This is a genomic window from Phenylobacterium sp. (assembly GCF_031360265.1).
Lineage (GTDB): Bacteria > Pseudomonadota > Alphaproteobacteria > Caulobacterales > Caulobacteraceae > Phenylobacterium.
In genome coordinates this window covers 25,698-40,768 of sequence record NZ_JANMBF010000039.1, presented here as the reverse complement: position 1 = coordinate 40,768, position 15,071 = coordinate 25,698, and the positions used below count along the sequence as shown (strand labels likewise).

Annotated in this window: 14 protein-coding genes; 2 read left to right on the top strand and 12 right to left on the bottom strand. The window is 68.2% G+C overall.

What is annotated here, in order from left to right:
* The 8 genes from RMN86_RS03480 to RMN86_RS03445 all read right to left on the bottom strand — a co-directional run.
* Positions 1 to 375, bottom strand: a 375-nt coding sequence (locus RMN86_RS03480; protein ID WP_309604439.1) for a hypothetical protein, incomplete at its 3' end; no start/stop codon positions are given.
* 33 nt (positions 376 to 408) lie between these two features.
* A complete protein-coding gene (locus tag RMN86_RS03475) occupies positions 409 to 645 on the bottom strand; it encodes a hypothetical protein (protein WP_309604438.1) in 237 nt (78 codons plus the stop codon).
* A gap of 304 nt (positions 646 to 949) precedes the next feature.
* Positions 950 to 1,264: a transcriptional regulator gene (locus RMN86_RS03470; RefSeq protein ID WP_309604437.1), complete on the bottom strand. Its 315-nt coding sequence runs from the start codon at positions 1,262 to 1,264 to the stop codon at positions 950 to 952.
* Positions 1,257 to 1,589: a type II toxin-antitoxin system RelE/ParE family toxin gene (locus RMN86_RS03465; protein WP_309604436.1), complete on the bottom strand. Its 333-nt coding sequence runs from the start codon at positions 1,587 to 1,589 to the stop codon at positions 1,257 to 1,259. The genes RMN86_RS03470 and RMN86_RS03465 overlap by 8 nt, the downstream gene beginning before the upstream one ends.
* An 80-nt stretch (positions 1,590 to 1,669) precedes the next feature.
* Positions 1,670 to 2,500 carry a DUF3883 domain-containing protein gene (locus RMN86_RS03460; RefSeq protein WP_309604435.1) on the bottom strand — a complete coding sequence of 277 codons (831 nt, stop codon included), beginning with the start codon at positions 2,498 to 2,500 and terminating at the stop codon, positions 1,670 to 1,672.
* Between the two features lie 55 nt (positions 2,501 to 2,555).
* Entirely contained in the window at positions 2,556 to 3,602 is a 1,047-nt protein-coding gene (locus tag RMN86_RS03455) for a ribonucleotide-diphosphate reductase subunit beta (protein WP_309604434.1), read from the bottom strand.
* Positions 3,603 to 3,861: 259 nt separating this feature from the next.
* The gene (locus RMN86_RS03450; protein ID WP_309604433.1) at positions 3,862 to 4,701 is read right to left on the bottom strand and encodes a lipid A-modifier LpxR family protein; all 840 of its coding nucleotides are present in this window, start codon (positions 4,699 to 4,701) and stop codon (positions 3,862 to 3,864) included.
* Positions 4,702 to 4,934: 233 nt separating this feature from the next.
* The gene (locus tag RMN86_RS03445; protein ID WP_309604432.1) at positions 4,935 to 6,794 is read right to left on the bottom strand and encodes a ribonucleoside-diphosphate reductase subunit alpha; all 1,860 of its coding nucleotides are present in this window, start codon (positions 6,792 to 6,794) and stop codon (positions 4,935 to 4,937) included.
* Between the two features lie 374 nt (positions 6,795 to 7,168).
* On the opposite strand from RMN86_RS03445, the gene RMN86_RS03440 reads away from it, so the two are divergent.
* Complete coding sequence (locus RMN86_RS03440; RefSeq protein ID WP_309604431.1) at positions 7,169 to 8,356, top strand: glycoside hydrolase family 27 protein; 1,188 nt, start codon at positions 7,169 to 7,171, stop codon at positions 8,354 to 8,356.
* Positions 8,357 to 8,501: 145 nt separating this feature from the next.
* Here the strand turns inward: RMN86_RS03440 and RMN86_RS03435 are convergent, their stop codons facing one another.
* Entirely contained in the window at positions 8,502 to 9,110 is a 609-nt protein-coding gene (locus RMN86_RS03435; RefSeq protein ID WP_309604430.1) for a hypothetical protein, read from the bottom strand.
* Positions 9,111 to 9,302: 192 nt separating this feature from the next.
* Here RMN86_RS03435 and RMN86_RS03430 point away from each other — a divergent pair, with 192 nt between their 5' ends.
* Positions 9,303 to 9,494, top strand: a complete 192-nt coding sequence (locus RMN86_RS03430) for a hypothetical protein (protein ID WP_309604429.1) — start codon at positions 9,303 to 9,305, stop codon at positions 9,492 to 9,494.
* Between the two features lie 283 nt (positions 9,495 to 9,777).
* Here the strand turns inward: RMN86_RS03430 and RMN86_RS03425 are convergent, their stop codons facing one another.
* The 3 genes from RMN86_RS03425 to putA all read right to left on the bottom strand — a co-directional run bounded on the left by RMN86_RS03425 (position 9,778) and on the right by putA (position 15,013).
* Positions 9,778 to 10,002, bottom strand: coding sequence for a hypothetical protein (locus RMN86_RS03425; RefSeq protein ID WP_309604428.1), 225 nt, complete (start codon positions 10,000 to 10,002; stop codon positions 9,778 to 9,780).
* Between the two features lie 11 nt (positions 10,003 to 10,013).
* Positions 10,014 to 11,816: a sodium:solute symporter family protein gene (locus RMN86_RS03420; protein ID WP_309604427.1), complete on the bottom strand. Its 1,803-nt coding sequence runs from the start codon at positions 11,814 to 11,816 to the stop codon at positions 10,014 to 10,016.
* A gap of 101 nt (positions 11,817 to 11,917) precedes the next feature.
* On the bottom strand, positions 11,918 to 15,013 hold the full coding sequence (gene putA / locus RMN86_RS03415; protein WP_309604426.1) for a bifunctional proline dehydrogenase/L-glutamate gamma-semialdehyde dehydrogenase PutA: 3,096 nt from the start codon (positions 15,011 to 15,013) through the stop codon (positions 11,918 to 11,920).
* Between the last annotated feature and the right edge of the window lie 58 nt (positions 15,014 to 15,071).

Genomic DNA, 15,071 nt, shown 5'->3' with positions numbered 1-15,071 from the left:
CCGCTCCCGCGCCAGCCGTCCGGCCCTGAAGGCGATCTTCAGCGCCGCGTCCCACGCCGGCCGCTCGACCCGCCAGCGATAGACCACCACCCGGCTGGGCATGGTCGGATCGCCCTCCAGCATCCGCCGCCACGGCTCGCCCTTCGCCACCCGCACCAGCATCCGGTCGGCGATGGCCCGGTCGAACCAGCGCCAGCGCGGGTGGTCTGAGTGCCCGGCGTAGCGACGCGCCCGCAGCCCCGCCAACCGCGCCTGGAACCCCGCGTGGGTCCGCCGCCAATGGCGATAGGCCCGCTGGCTGGGCATGCCGGGCCTGTCCAGCAGGTCGTTGATGGCCTCACCCGCCGCCACCCGCGCCGCGAACGCCCCCGCCACGGCCGCCTCGTAGGGGTAGTCCCGAGGCAAACCCTAGTGATGCGTGGGCGTCGGCGGGCGTGCGCGGCGCAGGCCCGCCAGCCCGAACGCGCGCCGCCGTCGCCGCGCCTCGATGAGGGCTTTGAGCGCAAGCGCACGCACCGCCCCGCGCTCTATATCGTCGGCCAGGCGGGCCATCCGGCCGGCGTCGCGCGCGTTCGCCGCGCCGGCTTGGCGCTCGCGCAGCGAGCGGGCCAAGGCGCGGCTCATCTCCGCCAGCTCATCCAGCATCTGTTCCGACTTGCGTGTGGACATGAACAAAACAGGAACACATGTCCCGCCGACTGTCAAGCAAAATGGCGCCGGAGCTTGAATTGCGGTGGGCGTTACGGTGACGGTCGTCCTGACGCGGTCCCCTTGGCGTTTTACAGCCGAAGCGGCATAGGTCCGCCCAGGAGCCTGAGGCGCCACCGCGCGAAGCCTCGCGCCGGCCAAGCGCGGCCCGAAGCCGAAGCTGTCCGCGGACGGCCAGGGCCAGCTAATTCGTACCGTGTCGCGGCAATAAAGTCAGCTCCGTCGATGACGCGCGGCTCGCCTACTCCACCGCCGCCCCGGCCAACGCTTGCTCCACGGCCATCGGGTCACGCTCGATCACCCGCAGCAGCACCCGCTCGGCCGTGGTCAGGCGTTTGCCCTGCTCCCAGCCCTCCAGCGTCCGCGCCGGCACGCCAAAGCGTCGCTCGAATTCCTTCGGGCTCTTGGCCACGCCCTTGCGGATCGCCTTTACCCGGTCGGCCGACATCGGATTGACCACGCGGCCTTCCAGGGCGACCTCGCCCCGGCGATGCGCGATCGCCTCGCGCAGCCCGGCCTCGATCTCACGCCCGAGTTCGGTGCGGTCGTCAGCCATGGGTTAGGTCCTTCACGAGGGTCTTGAACAGCTTCAGTTCCTTGGCGGTCAGGTCGTCCTTGTCCACTTTGGGATAGGCGACCAGCAGGTAGGTCGTATCCGCATGCAGAACGACGTAATAGATCGTCCGGCCGCCGCCACGGTCACCCGTGCCCGCATAGCCGAACCGCACCTTCCGCATGCCGCCGGAGCCGGGGATCACGTCGCCGATTCCGGGTTCGGCGGCGATCATGTTCTCCATGACCGTGATGTCCGCGTCAGACGCGCCCAGCTTCCTCAGGCGCTTCAGGCCGGCCTTGTAGGAGGAGGTTCGGAACAACTCCATGCACCACAAATACGCCAATAGCGTATCTCAGTCCAGCCAATGTTCATCTGCCGCCGGCAGCGCCGTGATCGCGTTTGCCGCTATGAGAAATTGGCTTGGAAGGTGTGCGGCGAGAGTCGAACCGCCTCAGCCAATGGTGGCTCGATCTCGAACATTCGAGGTTCTCGCGCGAACGAATGAAGCCGCATCAGCTTGAAAGCGTCGACCCGCTCCTCGGCCAGGGCATATTCGTTCCGTGTAAGGAAGAAAGGCGTCATGCGGTTCCCCAACGTGGTCTTCACCTCGACCAGCCGTTCACCTCCCGTCCGGTCGAACGACAGGATATCGTAGCCGGCGCCGTCGCCGTCTTCCTGCGCGACCCACCGAACCTTGCGCGCCAGGTCGGGGCGCTCCTCTGCCTGCAGGCGTTGGCGCTCGAACTCGAACACCGCCTTCTCGCCGGCCTTGCCGAGCTCCCGGTTGCGGAAGTCGCGCTCGCTGGCGTCGAACTTCCGCACCAGCCGCTCCAGTTCGTGAGGCCTCTCTCGCGGCGCCAGTAGCGCCGGCGCGGACTCAAGGAACGGAAGCGCCGGCTCGGCCACATGGTCACCCGCCACCGGAACCCAGAACCGAGGCCGCGTCAGCAGATGCCGCTCTATCGCGTCCAGGATCGACCGCTGAAAGTGTTGCATCGGCCGATAGCCGCGAATGATCGGCTCACCGAGTTCCTCAAGCACCGCGGAGATGTTCATGTGTTTGAACTCAACCGATCCGGCCGGCCGGCCGATCTGCTCAACCAGACGCGCCCGGTGCTGCGATTTCACATAGGCCCGGCCGGCCTGTTCGGCCGCCAGCATGGCGAAATAGTCCGCCACGATGAGGTCAAGCTCTGCATCCGTCCAAACCGTGCCGATCTTGTCGTCGTCCGCCAACGGCGCCCCCAGGCGATGAGAATGCGCGAGGTGGCGCGGGCGTCAAACCTCCCCCTCACTCCGCCGGCATCCCCTCCGCCCCGACCTTCTTCGCCTGCATCGCATCGAACGCCGACCACACCCCCTCACCCCCGTGCCACTGCCCCCGCGTGGCCGCCTTCGAATACTCCGTGCTCCGCGCCTCGAAGAAATTGGCGTGTTCCACCCCGCTCAGCATCGACTGCAGCCAGGGCAGCGGGTTTTCCTTCACGCCATAGACTTCCGGCAGGTGCAGTTGGCGCAGGCGCCAGTCGGCGATGAAGCGGATGTAGCGCTTGATGTCGTCGGGCGTCATGCCGGCCACCTCGCCGGCCTCGAAGGCCAGGTCGATGAACTTGTCCTCCAGGCCGACCACCGTCTTGCAGCAGTCGACGATGTCGTCGGCCACGGCCTTGGTGACGCAGCCGGTCTCGGCCTTGAAGGCGTGGAAGACCTTGATCATCCCCTCGCAGTGCAGGCTCTCGTCGCGCACGCTCCAGCTGACGATCTGGCCCATGCCCTTCATCTTGTTGTGGCGCGGGAAGTTCATCAGCATGGCGAAGCTGGCGAACAGCTGCAGCCCCTCGGTGAATCCGCCGAACATGGCCAGCGTTCTGGCGATGTCGGCATTCGATTCGACGCCGAACTGCTGCATATAGTCGTGCTTGTCGCGCATGGCCTGGTAGTCGAGGAAGGCCGTGAACTCCGAATCCGGCATGCCGATGGTCTCGAGCAGCAGCGCGTAGGCGGCGATGTGGATGGTCTCCATGTTGGAGAAGGCCGCCAGCATCATCTTGATCTCGGTGGGTTTGAACACCCGGGCGTAGCGCTCCATATAGTTGTCGTTCACCTCGACATCGCTTTGCGTGAAGAACCGGAAGATCTGGGTCAGCAGGTTGCGCTCTCGGTCATTGAGCTTGGTCGCCCAGTCCTTGCAGTCCTCGCCCAGCGGCACCTCCTCGGGCATCCAGTGGACCTGCTGCTGCTTCTTCCAGAATTCGTAGGCCCACGGATAGCGGAACGGCTTGTAGGCGGCCGAGGGAGTGAGCAGGCCCGGCAGGGCGCGGATGTTGGAGGCGGTCACGGTGGCGGATTCCCGAACGCTGGCGAAGGCTGATGACGAAGTTAGCCACCGATCAGGAACCATATCTAGCGCCAAGTTGCGCCGCGGACCCAAGATGTTGTGAACAAGCTCAGACAACGGGGATGGCGGCGTGGGATGGGCAGGCGGTGCGGCGCATGGAAACTGACAAGCGGCCACGCCGCGCGCATTCTGAATCGATTGTGTTCATGGGGCCCGGACAGCCGCTTACGCGGCTTCCGGGATGACATGGGAGTTGAGTCTAGCGCTTCGGCTTGATCGACAGCGAGAAGGCCACCATGGAGTCCTGGCGGGTGTCCTGGCCCCAGAGCATGTGCTGGCCCTTCACCTCGCGGTGGATATAGCCGAGCGAAGTCTGCAGGGCGCCGCGCCGCCAGCCCACGCCCACCTGGGCGTCGCCGATCAGGGTCGAGGTGGCGTCGGTGGTCCAGCCGGCGCGGTTCCAGCCGGCCTCGCCATGCAGCATGTTGAGGCCGACGGCCCGGCCGCTGGCGGCCGCGAACACGTACCAGCGTCCCCGGTCGCCGAAGGTTGCGCCGTCGCCGACGCCCAGGGCCCTCAGCCGGCGCACGGCGCCGTCGCTGACCCGCTGGGAAAGTCGCAGGGTCGCGCCGGCCTCGGCCGACCCGCCCAGGTTGGTGACGCCCACCCCGGCGTGCGGGGTCAGGTCCACGGCGAAGGCGCGGGTGTCGAACCCGAAGACCGCGGGCCAGTCGTGGACCACGGCCACCTCATAGGCCTCAGCGTCGTACTGGCCGTGGGCGAGATTGAGCGGCAGCCCGCCCGGCGTGCGCAGGGCGCCGCCGACGCTGACGCGCAGCGCCGTGTCGCCGGACCGCGACAGCGGCGCCTCGCCGGTGGACCAGCGCACCGGCCCCGCGCCGGGCTGATAGGTCTCGCGGTCGATGAGCGCGCTGATCGGATCGACCGAGGCGCTCAGCGCCCAAGGGGCGAATGCGGCCCGCGCCAGGGCCTGGGCGTCGCCGACGGCGGGTGCGGTCTTGAGCATCAGGGATTGGGCGCCGGCGGCGCTCGCCGTGGCGCAGGTCAGGACGGTGGCCAAAAGCGCCAGCGGCCGCATCGTCATCTCCCAAGACCGCCTGTTCTTGTCCGGCCGCGGTCTTTGCTACGCGGTTCCTGCATAGCGAACGCCGCAACCCGAAGAGCGGTTCCCCTGCATCAGCGTAGGCACGCGCATACGCCGAAGCGAGTCATATATCGACAAGCATAACCCGTGCCACGGCGTGGAAGATAACCGGGAATTTCACCGTTCAGCCGATTTCGCCCCGTCTCTACGGGGTGCGGAACAGCCGCCTACTGGCAGGCGAGGCATTCCTCATAGTCGGTCCTGACCGCGCCCGACATGTCGACCGCCTCGTGGGCCTCGCCGCCCGCGTGGCTCGCCCGCTGCACCGACTTGGACCGCAAATAATACAGCGACTTGCAGCCCCGCTCCCACGCCTGCCAATGGAGCATGTGCAGATCCCACTTATCTACGTCGCCCGCCAGGAAGATGTTGATCGACTGGGACTGGCAGATATCCGGTGTCCGATCCGCCGCCAGCTCCACGATCCAGCGCTGGTCGATCTCGAAGGCGGTCTTGTAGACGTCCTTCTCGTCCTGGCTGAGGAAATCCAGGTGCTGGACCGAGCCTTCGTTCTCTAAGATCCCGTCCCAGATCGCCGGCGTATTGTGGCCCGTCTGGTCGAGCAGACGCTCCAGGTAGGGGTTCTTGACCGCGAAGGTGCCCGAGAGCGTCTTGTGGCTGTAGATATTGGCGGGGATCGGCTCGATGCCGGCCGAGGTCCCGCCGCAGATGATCGAGATCGAGGCGGTCGGCGCGATCGCCAGCTTGTGGGAAAACCGCTCCATCATGCCGCGCTCCTCGGCGTCGGGGCAGGGCCCGCGCTCGGCGGCCAGCGTGCGCGAGGCCGCGTCGCACTGGCGGCGCAGCGTCTTGAAGAGGCGCATGTTCCAGCTCTTGGCCAGCGCGCTCTCGAACGGCACGTTCTGCGCCTGCAGGAAGGTGTGGAAGCCCATCAGCCCCAGGCCCACCGAGCGTTCGCGCCTGGCGGCATAGACGGCGTTGGCCATCTCCGGCGGGGCGCGGTCGATGAAGTCCTGCAGCACATTGTCGAGGAAGCGCATGACGTCCTCGATGAAGGTCGGGTGGTCGCGCCATTCCAGGAAGGTCTCGGCATTGACGCTGGACAGGCAGCAGACCGCGGTGCGTTCCTTGCCCAGGTGATCCTTGCCGGTGTGCAGCATGATCTCCGAGCACAGGTTGGACTGGCGCACCGAGAGCCCCAGCTCGCGCTGATGCAGCGGCATCGAGCGGTTCACGGTGTCGGAGAAGATCAGGTAGGGCTCGCCGGTCTGCAGGCGGATCTCGAGGATCTTCTGCCACAGCGAGCGCGCATCGACCTCGCGCACGACCTCCTGGGTCTTCGGCGAGCGCAGGCCGAACATCGCCCCGTCGCGCACGGCTTCCATGAAGGCGTCGCTGATCGAGATGCCGTGGTGCAGGTTGAGCGACTTGCGGTTGAAATCGCCGGAGGGTTTGCGGATCTCCAGGAACTCCTCGATCTCCGGATGGTGGATGTCGAGGTAGACCGCCGCCGAGCCGCGGCGCAGCGACCCCTGGCTGATCGCCAGGGTCAGCGAGTCCATCACCCGGATGAAGGGGATGATGCCGCTGGTCTGGCCCGCGCCCTTCACCTTCTCGCCGATGGAGCGCACGCCACCCCAGTAGGTGCCGATGCCGCCGCCGTTGGAGGCCAGGTGGACGTTCTCGTTCCAGACGCTCTGGATGCCTTCCAGGCTGTCGGGCACCGCGTTGAGGAAACACGAGATCGGCAGGCCGCGCCCCGCCCCGCCGTTCGACAGCACCGGCGTCGAGGGCATGAACCAGAGCCTGGAAATATAGTCATAGACCCGCTGGGCGTGATCGGCGTCGTCGGCATAGGCGGTGGCCACGCGGGCGAACATGTCCTGATAGGATTCGCCGGCCAGGAGATAGCGGTCCTCCAGCGTGGTCTTGCCGAAATCGGTCAGCAGCGCGTCGCGTGAGCGATCGACCTCGACCTTGCGGACCAGCTGCAGCTGCGGGCGCGCGTGAGCCTCCGCAACCCGTTCAATCGCCTCGGCAATCCCAACTTTCGCCGCTTCACTCATCGTCCCTGACCCATGCCCCTCATGGAACAATACCGTCAAAAGGCATTGTCCCGTCCCCCACATGTTGTGGGCGCGACGCCCGAACAACCTACATATGGGGCACCCGTCCTAATGACTCGTCAATGACGGCGGCCTTTGGCGCCCAGCTTTTTTCGTCAACGAAAGGTTAACAGTTCCTCCCGCCCCTCGGCAGATCAAGCACTTGTCGGCCATCGCCGCACCGCCGCTCACGAGACTGTGAGAACGCCGCGATCGGTCCCGAATCGACGGCCGCGGAGCGCGACCTCCCGTCCTTGGCGGCCAAATCGAGGCGAGCCGCGCGCGCTGACCCGCGATTGCGTACAGTCGGGGCGAATCCGCGGGAGACGCCACAGATGAACACCAAGACCTCCAGCCGCCAGGCGCTGGCGACCGCCGCCGCGGTGTTGCTCGCCCTGAGTGGTCCAGCCGCCTTGGCGGCCCCGCCGCCGCTTGCCGCGACGCCGCCGATGGGCTGGAACAGCTGGAACCACTTCGCCGACAAGATCGACGACGCCACGGTCAGGGCGCAGGCCGACGCCATGGTGGCCAGCGGCCTGCGCGACGCCGGCTACCGCTACATCAATATCGACGACACCTGGGAGGGCGAGCGCGACGCCGCCGGCGTCATCCATGCCAACGCCAAGTTCCCGGACATGAAGGCTCTGGCCGACTACGTCCATGCCAAGGGCCTCAAGCTCGGCATCTATTCCTCGCCGGGTCCCAAGACCTGCGCCGGCTATGCCGGCAGCCTGGGCCACGAGGTCCAGGACGCCCAGACCTACGCCGGCTGGGGCATCGACTACCTGAAGTACGACCTCTGCAGCCTGGGCGACCGGATGCGCACCGCCGGCGGGCTGGACAAGGCTCACGAGATGGAGCTCGCGGCCTACGAGACCATGCAGGCGGCGCTGAAGGCCACGGGCCGGCCGATCGTCTACAGCCTGTGCCAATACGGCGTGGCGAGCGTCTGGCGCTGGGGCGCCTCGGTCGGCGGCAACGCCTGGCGCACGACCGGCGACATCACCGACAAATACGCGCGGATGATGCAGATCGGCCTCGGCCAGGCGGGCCTGTCGAAGTATGCCGCGCCCGGCCACTGGAACGACCCGGACATGCTGGAGGTCGGCAACGGCGGCATGAACGGCGCCGAGTACCGCACGCACATGAGCCTGTGGGCGATCCTCGCCGCGCCGCTGCTCGCCGGTAACGACCTGACCAAGATGTCGCCCGACACGCTCGCCATCCTCACCAATCGGGAGGTCATCGCCATCGACCAGGACCCGCTGGGCCGCCAGGGCGACCGGGTGACCGCCGAGGGCCCGCTGGAGGTCTGGGCCAAGCCGCTGAAGGGCGGCGCCCGCGCCGTGGGCCTGTTCAACACCGCAGACTTCCCGAACTATGTGGAGATCGACTACCCACGGCTGGGCCAAAAGGGGCCGGCCAGGACCCGCGACATCTGGGCGGCCAAGGACCTGGGCAAGCTGACGCGCTACCGGGTGCTCGTGCCCGGGCACGGCGTGGTGCTGTTGCGGGTTGGGTAGCGGTCGATCGGCCGACGCCGGAGCGGGCCGACGGCCCGAGGATTGGGCCGCGGAGACCGCGGAGACGCGCGGAGGCGGCCGACGGTCGGACCGATCTCGGCGTTTCACTTTGCGATCTTGGCGGTTCGGAACGGGGCCTTCGCGCTCAGCGGCGCGGCGGGCCGGTGGCGCGGCGCGCCGCCAGCACCTGCCCGACATTGGACGCCGGATGGCGTGCCGGAGGCGGCGCCGTGGCGGCCACGGACCCGGTCAGCCGGGCGCGCAGACTCTGGGCTGAGCTTGGGGTGGCGCGCGTCGGGCCGGGCTTGGCTTTCGCGTGGGCGAGCAGTTCGCGCAGGGTGAGGAGTTCCGCCGGCTTCGGGTCCGGCAGGGCCGCGGCGTCGGCGACCACGCCTTCCAGCGCGCGCAGCAGGATCGGCAGGCTGGCGCGTTCGGTCTCGCGGTCACGGTCGCGTTCGCGCTCGTCGGAATCGCGGTCGCGGCCTTCGGCTTCGGTGGTGGCTTCCGGCCGCTCAATCAGCTCTTCGCGGTCCGAGGCGGCCTCGCGCGCCTCCGCCGACGCGCGGCGCAGGCGCCGCTCCAGCGCCGTCGAAACCCGGATTGAGAAGAAGCAGCGATCAAAGGCGTTGAAGAAGGGCAGCCACCGGTCCGTGCCCAGCGCCGCCTCCGCCGCCGCCCCGAACGCCACGCCCAGCCGATAGGCGCAATCGGCCATGTCGGAGAGCTGTCGGCTGCGGGGATCGGGGCTGGTCATGATTGAGAACAAAGATAGAACATAACGAGTCCGGTGTCAAGGCTGAGCCGTTCGAAATCGCGGATGGTCTCCTCCTGGGCCGCGTTGTGATGTCGGTCCTCGACCCATGGCGGAACCTCCTGAATACGCTTACGTTGCCAGGCGAGTGAGCCAATCGGTTGGGGTGGCGGATCAGGTGATAGAGAACTCAAAATGATATTTTCCGCCGGCATGAGCAGGCAGGTCGCTGCGGCCCTTTTCGTGGTGGCGATGATTGCCATCATAGTCGGTGTAGATTTGAGTTTCTTCAGAAGCCGAACCTGGTTCTGGGAGCGACTTGCGGTGAATGTCGGCGTCGTCTTGGTGTTTGTAGCTTTCTACTTCAGGTTTCTCGGGCGTCCGTGAACGTGTCGCGCCTCGATTGTGGCTGACCTGAAAGCCCGCTCCCCACCCGTTCCCGAAGTTCCGGACGTCCGCTTGGCGGCGTTGGACCGAGCGTGTGACTCAATCATTTTAGAACCGTCATCCCCGGGCTTGTCCCGGCGACCCATGATCTCAGGCGACTGAGGTTCTGGCGCGAACAGCGCCGCCGCGCTTCAACCGCACTCACGGAGATCATGGGTGGCCGGGACAAGCCCGGCCATGACGGTCTTTTGATTTAATTTCAACGTGTTGACCGACTCATCACCTAACCCTCGCTGGGCGGCGGCAGGTCGCCTTTCCGCGCCAGCCACACCAGCACCAGCATCACCGCGCCGAAGCCGGCCATGACCAGGCCCCAGACAAGGTCGATGTTGAGGCCGGCCGAATGCGCCGACATCGCGGCCTGATCGGCGGTGAGACCATAGGCCGCCACCAGGGCGCCGATGGCCAGGAACAGCAGCCCGATGGGCAGGCGCACGTCAAAGGTCATGGCCTAAGCTCCTAGCGGAAGACGATGTCGAGGACCACGACGCCGACGATCATGATCACGCCCAGCGTCACCGGGCGCATGTACCAGGCGCCGTGCGTGTGCTGGACCTTCGGCGTCATGGAATAGACCAGCCCCACCAGGTCTTCCTGGGGCTTCGGCTTGGTCACGAGGCTGACCGCGACGGTCACCGCGAAGCCGGCGCTCCAGGCCCAGATCGCGGTCCAGAAGTTCTGCGCCATCTCACTGGGATAGGTGTGGGTCACTGCGATCCAGCCGCCCTTGATCCCCACCAGATTGTCCAGCGGCAGGGTCAGGCCATGGTGCAGCGCCGCCACCGAGATGCCGGTGGCGAGCCCGATGAAGGCGCCGTGGCCGGTCGTCCGCTTCCAGAACATGCCCAAGAGGAAGGTCGCGAACACCGGGGCGTTGACGAACGCCAGCACCAGCTGCATCAGGTCCATGATGTTGTTGAACTGGCTGGCCATATAGGCCGTGGCCACCGACGCGGCGATGCCGACCGCGGTCGTGTAGCGCCCGACCCTCAGATAGTGCCGGTCGTCCGCCTTCGGTCGGATGTAGGCCTGGTAGATGTCATAGGTGAAGACCGTGTTGAACGCGGTGACGTTGCCGGCCATGCCCGACATGAAGCTGGCCAGCAGCGCCGTCAGGCCCACGCCCAGCATGCCCGTCGGGAAGTAGCGCAGCAGCAGGTTGGGCGTGGCCAGATCGTAGTCGAGTTGCGGCTGTCCGCGCGCGTCCAGCATCGGCCGTCCGGTGGCAGCGTCGAGCTTGATCGGAATGACGCCGCGATCGTGCTGCTGGATGGCGCCCGCCACCGCGACCGGGTGGCTGGCCGCGCCGGCCTTGTCGGGCGCCGAGGTCAGGGCGATGGCGATCAGGCCGGGCAGGATCACCAGGAACGGCACGAACATCTTCACGCCCGCGGCGATCAGCGGCGTACGCCGGGCCGCCGACATGGAATTGGCCGCCATGGCCCGCTGGACCACCAGGAAGTCGGTGCACCAGTAGCCGAAGGACAGGACGAACCCCAGGCCCATGGAAAGCCCGAACCAGTCGACCCCCAGCCGGTTGGTGGCGGCGTGGCCCATGCCGGCCCAGGCGTGGGTGTAGGTCGGCCCGAGGCTGGCCTGCAGGCCCTGCCAGCCGCCCACCTGCTTCAGCCCCAGCCAGACCAGCGGCGCAAAGCCCGCGACGATCAGGAAGAACTGCAGCACCTCGTTGTAGATCGCGCCTCTGAGGCCGCCGGCATAGATATAGACCAGCACCACGATGGCAGAGGTCAGGATGGCCCCGTGGAAGATCCACGCCTGCGGCAGACCCAGGTGGGCGAAGGGCGCGTCGAAGACGTGCAGGGCCTGGATCAGCTTGGCCAGCGCATACATCGAGACGCCCGAGGAGATGATGGTCATCACCGCGAAGCTCAGCGCATTCAGCGCGCGGGTCTTTTCGTCGAACCGCAGGCGCAGATATTCCGGCCCCGAACGCGCCCTCGAGCCGTAGTAGAACGGCATCATGAAGACGCCGATGAACACCATCGCCGGGATAGCGCCGATCCAGTAGAAGTGCGCAGTGGCGATGCCGTACTTGGCGCCCGAGGCGCCCATGCCGATCACCTCCTGCGCGCCGAGGTTGGCCGAGATGAAGGCCAGGCCGCAGACCCAGGCCGGAATCGCCCGGCCCGCCAGGAAGAAGTCGTCGCCGCTCTTGGCCCGGCGCGCCGCGGCGATGCCGATGCCCAGCACGAAGACCAGATAGAGGGCGATCACCCCCCAATCGACGCCGCTTAAGCTCATGGCCGTCTCCCTCGCCGGCGCCGCCTTCGTCTTGCGCGAGGGCTGGCCGCTCAGACCGAAATGGCGGCGTTCCGGGCGCCGCCGTCAAGCCTCGCGCGGCTTCAGGGATTGAGGTTGAGCAGCGCCGGGTCGCCCCCCTGGGCGGCGATGTTGACGCTGACGGCGCGCTCGACCGCATAGCGCAGCAGCGCGTGGGGACCGCCGGCCTTGGGGCCGGTGCCGGACAGGCCCTCGCCGCCGAACGGCTGGACGCCCACCACCGCGCCGATCATCGAGCGATTGACATAGGCGTTGCCGGCGGGGACCGCGCGGCGAACCTTCGCGGCGAAGGCTTCGATGCGGCTGTGCACGCCGAGCGTCAGGCCATAGCCCGCCGCCGCCAGCGGGGCGGCCGCCGGGGCCAGATCGTTGGGGTCATAGCGCACCACATGCAGGATCGGCCCGAACACCTCGTGCGGCAGGAAGGCCGCGGACGGAATCTCCGCCAGCACGGGGCCGAAGAAGTGCCCGCCATCCGGAGCCGGAAGCTCGTGCAGAACGCTGGCCTCGCGACCCAGCCGTTCGCGGTGGGCGATCAGCGCGCCCAGGGCGTCGGCGTCGATCACCGGCCCCAGGTCGGTGCGCGGATCGGCCGGATCGCCGAGCACCAGCGCGTCCATGGCCCCGGCCAGCCCCTCGATCAGGGCGTCGGCGGTCTCGCGCGGGACAAACAGGATCCTCAGCGCCGAACAGCGCTGGCCCGCCGACCCGAAGGCCGAGGCCAGCACATCGTCGATCACCTGTTCGCGCAGCGCCGTCGTGTCGACGAACATGGCGTTGAGCCCGCCGGTCTCGGCGATGAAGGGCAGGATCGGTCCGGGTCGCGCCGCGAGCGTCCGGTTGATCGCCCAGGCGGTGTCCGTGCCGCCGGTGAAGGCCACGCCCGCGCAGGACGGGTGCGCCACCAGCGCCTGGCCGATGGTCGCGCCTTCGCCTGGCAAGAGGTGCAGCAGGTCGGGGCTGAGCCCGGCGGCGTGGAACAGCCGCACCGCCGCCGCGGCGATCAAGGGCGTCTGTTCGGCGGGCTTGGCCAGCACCGCGTTACCGGCCGCCAGCGCCGCGGCGATCTGACCCGTGAAGATCGCCAGCGGGAAGTTCCAGGGGCTGATGCAGGCGAACACCCCGCGCCCATGCATCGACAGCTGGTTGGTCTCGCCCACCGGCCCGCGCAGGGTCTCCGGCGCCGCGAACTGGCGCTCGGCGAGGCTGGCGTAGTAGCGGCAGAAGTCGGCGGCCTCGCGCACCTCGGCGACGCCGTCGGACAAGGTCTTGCCGGCCTCGACCGCGCAGATGGCGATCAGCCGCTCGCGGTTGGCCTCCAGCGCATCGGCCATGGCGCGCAGCACCGGCGCGCGGCCCTCGCCGCCGAGCGCGTCCCACGCGGGCTGGGCCTGCCGGGCGAGGCCATAGGCGGCGTCCACCTGGGCGGGCGTGGCGTCGGCGGCCTTGCCGATGGTCCGCGCCAGGTCGGACGGCGAGACCCGTGGTCCCGCGCCGGCCACGGACGCGCCGCCGACGATCGGCCCGGCGTCCAGCAAGGGCAGGCCGGCGACCGCGGCCGCCAGCGCGTCGCGGTCCGCCGCCACCGACAGGTCCATGCCGCCGGAGTTTGTGCGGCTGGGTCCATAGAGATCAACCGGCAGGGGAATGCGCGGGTGTGGCGCGCCACCGGCGGCCTCGAGGTCGGAGATGGGGTCTGAAACGACCTTTTCGACCGGCATCCGCTCGTCCAGCAGGGCGTGCACGAAGGAGGTGTTGGCGCCGTTTTCCAGCAGCCGGCGGACCAGATAGGGCAACAGGTCCTCGTGGCTTCCCACCGGCGCGTAGACCCTGAGCGGGAAGTCGCCATAGCGGTCGCGCGCGCCGGCGTAGAGCCCCTCGCCCATCCCGTGCAGCCGCTGGTACTCCGGCGAAAGCCCCGCCTGCCGGGCCATCACCCGGACGGCGGCCAGCGTGTGGGCATTGTGGGTGGCGAACTGGCCGTAGAGCGCCGGTGCGGCGGCCAGCAGGGCGCGTGCGCACACAAGATAGGACAGGTCGGTGGCGGCCTTGGTCGTATAGACGGGATAGCCCGGCAGGCCCGCCACCTGGGCGCGCTTGATCTCACTATCCCAATAGGCGCCCTTGACCAGCCGCACCATCAGCCGCCGGCCGGTGGTCCGGGCGATCCCGGCGACGGCCTCGATCACCTGCGGCCCGCGCTTCTGATAGGCCTGGACGGCCAGACCCAGCCCGGTCCAGCCGCCCAGTTGCGCCTCGCCCGCCAGCCGCTCGAGGATCTCCAGCGAGATTACCAGGCGGTCGGCCTCTTCGGCGTCGAGCGTCAGATTGATGTCGCCCTGCGCGGCGAGCGTCGCCAGGCGAAGGATCCGCGGATAGAGCTCGCCCCAGACCCTCTCGGGCTGGCGCACGTCATAGCGCGGCGACAGCGCCGAGAGTTTCACCGAGATCCCATGGCCGGCCTCCGGACCTGGATGGCGACCGGGGCCGCCCGCATGCCTGGCCACGACCTGCAGCGCCGAGGCGTAGGCCGCCTCATACCGGTCGGCGTCGGCCCGCGTCCGGGCGCCTTCGCCCAGCATGTCGAAGGAACAGACGAAGCCGTCCTGGGCGGCGCGGCGGATCGCCTTGTCGATGGTCGCGCCCAGCACGAACTGCTCGCCCATGATCCGCACCGCCGCGCCGACGGCGCGGCGGATCACCGGCTCGCCTAGCCGCCCGGCCAGCCTGCGGACGAAGCCGGAGAGGTCGGCGCCGGCCTCTTCGTCCGGATCGATCAGCTTGCCGGTCAACATCAGGCTCCAGGTCGAGGCGTTGACCAGCAGGGAGTCGGAGTTTCCCGCGTGGCTCGCCCAGTCGGCCGAGGCGATCTTCTCGGCGATCAGCCTGTCGCGGGTCTGCTCGTCGGGGGTGCGCAGCAGCGCCTCGGCCAGGCACATCAGCGCCAGACCCTCACGGGTCGACAGGCTGAATTCCTGCAGGAAGCTTTCGACCACGCCCTGCCGTCGCGCGCCGCGCCGGGCCGAGCGCACCAGGGCGACCGCCTCCTGACGCACCGCGTCGCGGTCCTCCAGGCTCAGCGGGCGGGCGGCCCTGGCGGCGGCCACGGCCTGCCGCTCGTCCGTAAATTTGGCTGCATCGAGGTGATCAAACGCCATGTCGGGTTTCCTTCAACATGGTGTCCGGAATATAGGCCCATTGATTGAATGTGCTACG

Excerpts from the sequence above, each read along its gene's own strand:
- RMN86_RS03475 (WP_309604438.1), bottom strand. The coding sequence starts at position 645 with ATGCTGGATGAGCTGGCGGAGATGAGCCGCGCCTTGGCCCGCTCGCTG.
- RMN86_RS03470 (WP_309604437.1), bottom strand. The coding sequence starts at position 1,264 with ATGGCTGACGACCGCACCGAACTCGGGCGTGAGATCGAGGCCGGGCTG.
- RMN86_RS03465 (WP_309604436.1), bottom strand. The coding sequence starts at position 1,589 with ATGGAGTTGTTCCGAACCTCCTCCTACAAGGCCGGCCTGAAGCGCCTG.
- RMN86_RS03450 (WP_309604433.1), bottom strand. The coding sequence starts at position 4,701 with ATGCGGCCGCTGGCGCTTTTGGCCACCGTCCTGACCTGCGCCACGGCG.
- RMN86_RS03445 (WP_309604432.1), bottom strand. The coding sequence starts at position 6,794 with ATGAGTGAAGCGGCGAAAGTTGGGATTGCCGAGGCGATTGAACGGGTT.
- RMN86_RS03440 (WP_309604431.1), top strand. The coding sequence starts at position 7,169 with ATGAACACCAAGACCTCCAGCCGCCAGGCGCTGGCGACCGCCGCCGCG.
- RMN86_RS03435 (WP_309604430.1), bottom strand. The coding sequence starts at position 9,110 with ATGACCAGCCCCGATCCCCGCAGCCGACAGCTCTCCGACATGGCCGAT.
- RMN86_RS03430 (WP_309604429.1), top strand. The coding sequence starts at position 9,303 with ATGATATTTTCCGCCGGCATGAGCAGGCAGGTCGCTGCGGCCCTTTTC.
- RMN86_RS03425 (WP_309604428.1), bottom strand. The coding sequence starts at position 10,002 with ATGACCTTTGACGTGCGCCTGCCCATCGGGCTGCTGTTCCTGGCCATC.
- RMN86_RS03420 (WP_309604427.1), bottom strand. The coding sequence starts at position 11,816 with ATGAGCTTAAGCGGCGTCGATTGGGGGGTGATCGCCCTCTATCTGGTC.
- putA (WP_309604426.1), bottom strand. The coding sequence starts at position 15,013 with ATGGCGTTTGATCACCTCGATGCAGCCAAATTTACGGACGAGCGGCAG.